At 59.0% G+C, this 5,041-nt stretch carries 5 protein-coding genes; 2 read left to right on the top strand and 3 right to left on the bottom strand.

Going from position 1 to position 5,041, the window contains the following annotated elements; genetic code table 11:
* Positions 1-450 precede the first annotated feature (450 nt).
* Positions 451-870 (bottom strand): thioesterase family protein, encoded by a 420-nt coding sequence (locus V6C16_RS07840; protein ID WP_333535856.1) that lies wholly within the window; start codon positions 868-870, stop codon positions 451-453.
* 96 nt (positions 871-966) lie between these two features.
* Between V6C16_RS07840 and V6C16_RS07835 the strand changes: the two genes are divergently transcribed.
* Positions 967-1,149, top strand: a complete 183-nt coding sequence (locus tag V6C16_RS07835) for a hypothetical protein (protein ID WP_333535855.1) — start codon at positions 967-969, stop codon at positions 1,147-1,149.
* A 3-nt stretch (positions 1,150-1,152) separates the two neighbouring features.
* On the opposite strand, the gene V6C16_RS07830 is transcribed toward V6C16_RS07835, so the two are convergent.
* Together V6C16_RS07830 and V6C16_RS07825 are read right to left on the bottom strand one after the other, a co-directional pair.
* The gene (locus tag V6C16_RS07830; protein WP_333535854.1) at positions 1,153-2,736 is read right to left on the bottom strand and encodes an ammonia-forming cytochrome c nitrite reductase subunit c552; all 1,584 of its coding nucleotides are present in this window, start codon (positions 2,734-2,736) and stop codon (positions 1,153-1,155) included.
* Positions 2,729-3,196: a cytochrome c3 family protein gene (locus tag V6C16_RS07825; protein ID WP_333535853.1), complete on the bottom strand. Its 468-nt coding sequence runs from the start codon at positions 3,194-3,196 to the stop codon at positions 2,729-2,731. The genes V6C16_RS07830 and V6C16_RS07825 overlap by 8 nt, the downstream gene beginning before the upstream one ends.
* 353 nt (positions 3,197-3,549) lie before the next feature.
* On the opposite strand from V6C16_RS07825, the gene V6C16_RS07820 reads away from it, so the two are divergent.
* Positions 3,550-5,041 (top strand): ATP-binding protein (locus tag V6C16_RS07820; RefSeq protein WP_333542975.1); only part of this gene is annotated, 1,492 nt, incomplete at its 3' end.

Below are 5,041 nucleotides of genomic sequence, written 5' to 3'. Positions count from 1 at the left end.
ATGTCCGCCGTTTCCATGCGTACCCCTTCGGGCAGGTGCGCGGCGCAGCAGCGCAGCAGGCCGGTATTGCGGGACGCGCGGCGCAGGCTGCCGGATATGCCTATAAAAGTAAGGTCGTTCATGGTTTTCTCCTCGTGCCCGGCTGTGCGGACAAGTCAGGATAGCAATTTTTATCGCGAAAGCCTACTGATCTGCTACAGAGATCAAGCTTGAGAATCAACATTCTCAAAGCCCAAGATACACGCCCGCTACGGCTCTTGGAGCAGAGTCACTTTGAGAACGGACATTCTCAAAGTTTAAAACACGCTTGTTTCGGGGCTTAACAGCGCAAATAAATTGCACTTACTCACGCAGCCGCCAGAGCGGCTTCAAAGTAAAATTGCTCTGGCCCTTTTTGCAGCAGCATGACGCTCAGGCCACAGGCTCCCCATACCCATGCGCGGCCTTGCATCAGCAGCCGCAGTACTGGCGGTCGCGGGTGCGACTTTCGAATTTTTCTTTGTGTACCACCACGCGCTCGTGCAGCCCCTCGCCGATAAGTCCGACCTCGTCGCGGGCGCTGACCTTGAATGTCAGTCCCTTGCCGTTGGAAGACATGCCCACAAGCGCGGCGTTAAAGGTGACCTTCATGCCGCAGGGGGTGGCGGCCATGTGCGAAATGTCCACCTTTGTACCCACGGTGGTCATGCCCAGGCCCTCGTGATCCAGAACTCCCTGCACCGCGGCCACGGCCGTGGCCTCCATCCATGCGATCATCATGGCTGTGGAAAAAACCTCCACCAGGCCGCTGCCCACGTTACAGGCCAGCATGGATTCGCTGACCGTGATTTCGGATGTCGCGGAAAGGCCGGGTTCCAGTTTCTTTTTCATTGGTTTTGCCTCGCTTGCGCGCCGCCCGCGCGGGAAGCGGCGTCAGTAGGGTGGTTGAACGCGTGACGCTGTGCCCGTTTTCGGACTGCCCTTGTCATGTATAGAAAAGATGGCGGCAGCAAGCAAGGGGCTCAGGCTGCCGTCCCTGCGGCCACCGATATTTTTTGCGCGGTGACCGGAGCGCCTGTGTGGTGGAAAAACAGGCCGCCCGGCGATGCGGGGCATCGCCGGGCGGGGTTGGTTGCGGGCTTTTGCCCGCAGGAGGTTATGGCCGGTTGAAACTTACTTGTCCTGCCCGGCCTGCGAGGTCAGACGGTTCTGGCCTTCCCATACCTGTTCGGCCTTGGGCAGCGCGGGCAGCAGCTTGGTCCAGGGATTCTGCTTGAGGAATTCCGGGTCCTGCTGGAGCTTGCGGCTCAGGGTAAGAATGGGCGGAACCAGCTTCTTGATGTCTCCGGCAAGGGCGGGAGCGATGCCGAAGTCCGTGGCCTCGGTGGCCAGGTCAACGGCCTTCTGGCTGCATTCCATACTGGTCATGAGCGTATCAAGAGCCTTGGCCGGGTTGTGGAAGCCCACGCTGTTTTCAGCCGAAACGTAGTCCCAGAACAGCTGGCCCTTGCGCACCATGTCGCGCGCTTCGGCCATAAGGGCTTCGTAGTTGGCGGCGCGGTGGCCTTCATAGGCATTGGCAAGCCGTACGGCCTCGTGAGCCTTGACGGACATTTCCTGAGCCTTGAGCAGCTGGTCAAAGGTCTTCTGCTGCGTATACAGCACACGCTGGCGCAGGTATTCGCCGGTCTTGTCGGCGTGGCACTGGCGGCAGGCGCGCATTTCGGGGTCCTTCATGGGCGAGGTCATCCAGTGGCTGGAGATCTTTTTGCCGTCTTCACGCACGTACTGCATGTGGCAGTCCGCGCAGGAAACACCGGCCGCGCCGTGAGGGCCGTCCTGGAAGGTTTCATATTCGGGGTGCTGCATCTTGATCATGGGAACCTTGGAGGCAGCGTGTACCCAATCCGCAAAGGGACCGGGCCTGCCGTCAGGTCCCTTGGCCCCGTGGCCCTTGTAGTACTGGTACATGTCTTCGGGGTTGAAGCCGTTGTCCCAGGGGAAGACGGGCTTTGCGGCCGGGCCGTTGTCCTTGTGGGTGAAGTAGTATTCCACATGGCACTGGGCGCAGACCAGGGTGCGTTTTTCGTTACGGCTCATCTTCTGCCAGTCCTTGCCGCTGCGCTTGAGCCAGTCTTTAAGCGGCTCGGAGTAGAGGCGCAGCTCCATGGTGGCGGGGTCGTGGCAGTTGGCGCAGCCTATGGTTTCATCATGCGCGCTGATTTTGTCTTTGGCGCGGAATTCGTTGACGTCCATAGACCAGAACTTGTCGCCGTACTGGGCCACCCATTCCATCATCTTGGGGGTTTTGCAGTTCCAGCAGGTGGCGGGCAGGTTGCCCTTGCCGTCGGCCGCAAAGCGGTTGATGCGGTCAATGTTGACAAAGTCGTCAATGGCGTAGGTGTGGCCGCGCGTTTCATTATATTCATACATGAAAGGATAGCCCAGCCAGAGATTTTTCAGATAGGGCTGGGCATGCTTGAAGCCCTTGGGCAGGGGATTCACATTATCATTCTTGTGATAGGGAACCGACCCTTTGTAGTCGGTCATGATCTTGTCTTCGTTGTTCTTCATGTACGAAGCATACTGCTGGGGAAACTGGCCCTTGAAAGCCGACATCCTGGTTTCCGTTTCAGCAATGCCCGTTTTGTATTTGGGGGCCTTCAGCTCCGTGGAAACATCCTGACAGCCGCTGAGCAAAACTACGCCCAGCAGCATGGCCGACGCCAGGGCCGTGGTCACAATTCGCTTATTCATAGGCTACCGTCCTTGTGCTGATGGGCTTCATGCGCATGTGGGCCACGCCCTTGTGGCAGTCCACACAATAAGGCTTGGCATCCATGCTGGCTACGTTGATGTTGGTCTGGGTATGGCATGCCTTGCAGTTCGCGTTCACCACGTCGCGGGTGCGCAAGCTCAGGGGACGCGGAATGTCGTGTCCCATAATATTGCCCACCACGTCGCGCAGCCCTTCCTGCGCCTTGAACGGCAGCTTGACCAAAAGATTGTGCGGGGCATGGCAGTCATTACAGGAAAGATTGGCGTGTGTTCCCATTTTCTGGGTCACGGCAGCCTCCTGCATGATATGACAACTGGCGCAAAACGGCCGTTGGTCAGTGGTTGTCATGGCATAGGCCAGAACTCCCATTAGTACCACGCCCGCCGCAACGCCGCCCAACAGCCACTTCAGCCAGGGTCCATTGCGGGGTGTACCCATAGAGCCTCCTTCGCTCGCTCCTAGTGCAAATGCGCCCTGAAGACCGCTCTTCAGGGCCGGATTTCGCCCGGGTGGGGCGCAGGCAGCCGTTTGCGGCCGCCGGGCGGTCATTGGATTCAGGCAGACCGCCCTTCCGTGCCGCCACTGCGGCGGACGAAATATTTTTTCAGCGCTTCAAGAAGCGTACCAGTGTGTATAAAAAAGCACAAATAAAAAATTCTTTTATTGCAATATGTTGCAAAACTATGTTTTTTGAAGGCGCTTGGCGGGATTGAGTTGTTCAGATAAACATGACAGGATTCAGAAAATTATGACAACTCTGTGAGCACGTAACACCTCTTTCCGAGGTCATTATGGTTTCTATATACAATAAAAAAAATCGTTCCGCTATCTGGTTGCCCTTGCTGGCGTGCTTTTTATGGCTCGTTTTTACGACAGGCCTGTACCGCCAGGCCTTGCGCGTTGATGAGGCGCACCGGCTTGAGCTGGAGCACACAAGGCTTTCCACTGTGGCGCGCCAGCTTATGGATGCCCGCAACTGGAATGCTGCCCACGGTGGCGTTTATGTGCTTGAAAGTGAATACGGCAAGCCGAATCCGTGGCTGCCGGAAGGGGAGCGCACCGTCGCCACCGGCGACGGGCGCACCCTGGTGCTCATAAATCCTGCCTATATGAGCCGTCAGCTGGCCGAGCGCAATTCCGAACCGGGCATAGAGATCGGTATTATCAGCAATATGCCCCTGCGGCCGGAAAACCTGGCTGACGCCTGGGAAAATGAAGCCCTGAGCCAGTGTACCGTAGGGGCGCGGGAGGTTTTCAGCGCCCCCCAGCCGGGCAGCCACGGAAAACTGCGTCTTTTGAGCGTGCTTGTGGCGCAGCAAAGTTGCCTGCGCTGCCACGTAAGCCGCAATGTGGGCGAGGTGCTCGGAGGCATAAGCGTCAGCCAGGACGGCGAGGCGTATCTGCACAATGCGGCCTTGCAGCAGCGCAACATGCGCATGCTTTATGGTCTGCTGGCTCTTACCGGCGTGCTGGCTATCGGCGGTCTGACGCTCAACCTTACGCGGCGGCGCTGGCTGGCCGAAGAGGCCAGCCGCATGAAAAGCGCCTTTATGGCGCGTCTGAGCCACGACATGCGCACGCCCCTCACGGCCATTCTGGGCATGAGCGAACTTTTGCAGTGCCAGAACGTGTCGGAGCGGGATCGCAAAAAGGCCCTGCGTTATCTCACCCAGGCGGGCAGCGCCCTGCTGGAGATGGTGCGCGACATTACGGATCATGCAACCCTGGAACAGGGCGTTCTGCATCTGCGCATGGAGCCGTTCAGCCTGCGCGCCTGTCTGTCTGACTGCGTGGCCCTGTACAGCCCCGTGGCCGAGGCCAAGGGGCTGGATATTGATCTGGATGTGGATCGCGCCCTGCCGGACGTCGTGGCTGGCGACAGTTTTCGCCTGCGTCAGGCCCTGGGCAATCTCGTGAGCAATGCCGTAAAGTTTACCGATCTGGGCCGGGTGCGCATTTGTGTGAAGCCGGGCGGGGACCATGACGGTAAAAAGGGCGAAGACGGTTCCAGCCGTCTGCGCCTCAGGATCCTGGTGCAGGACACAGGGCCGGGACTGCGCGAAGAAGACGCCGAGCGCATTTTTGAAAGCTTCCAGCGGGGCAGCGACGCTGCGGGTGCGCCGGGTACGGGACTTGGCCTGTATATCGCGCGTACCATTGCGCGTCGCATGGGCGGGGATATCAGCGTGGAGTCTTCGCCGGGCAGCGGAGCCTGCTTTACCCTTGAGGTCTGCCTGCATCTGCCCCATGACGGTCCGGATGCGGAATCCGGCTCGGGCCGTG

Source organism: Desulfovibrio sp. 1188_IL3213 (assembly GCF_036763145.1).
GTDB lineage: Bacteria > Desulfobacterota > Desulfovibrionia > Desulfovibrionales > Desulfovibrionaceae > Desulfovibrio.
Note: the sequence above shows the minus strand (reverse complement) of the source record. Positions and strands in the feature narration are given on the sequence as shown.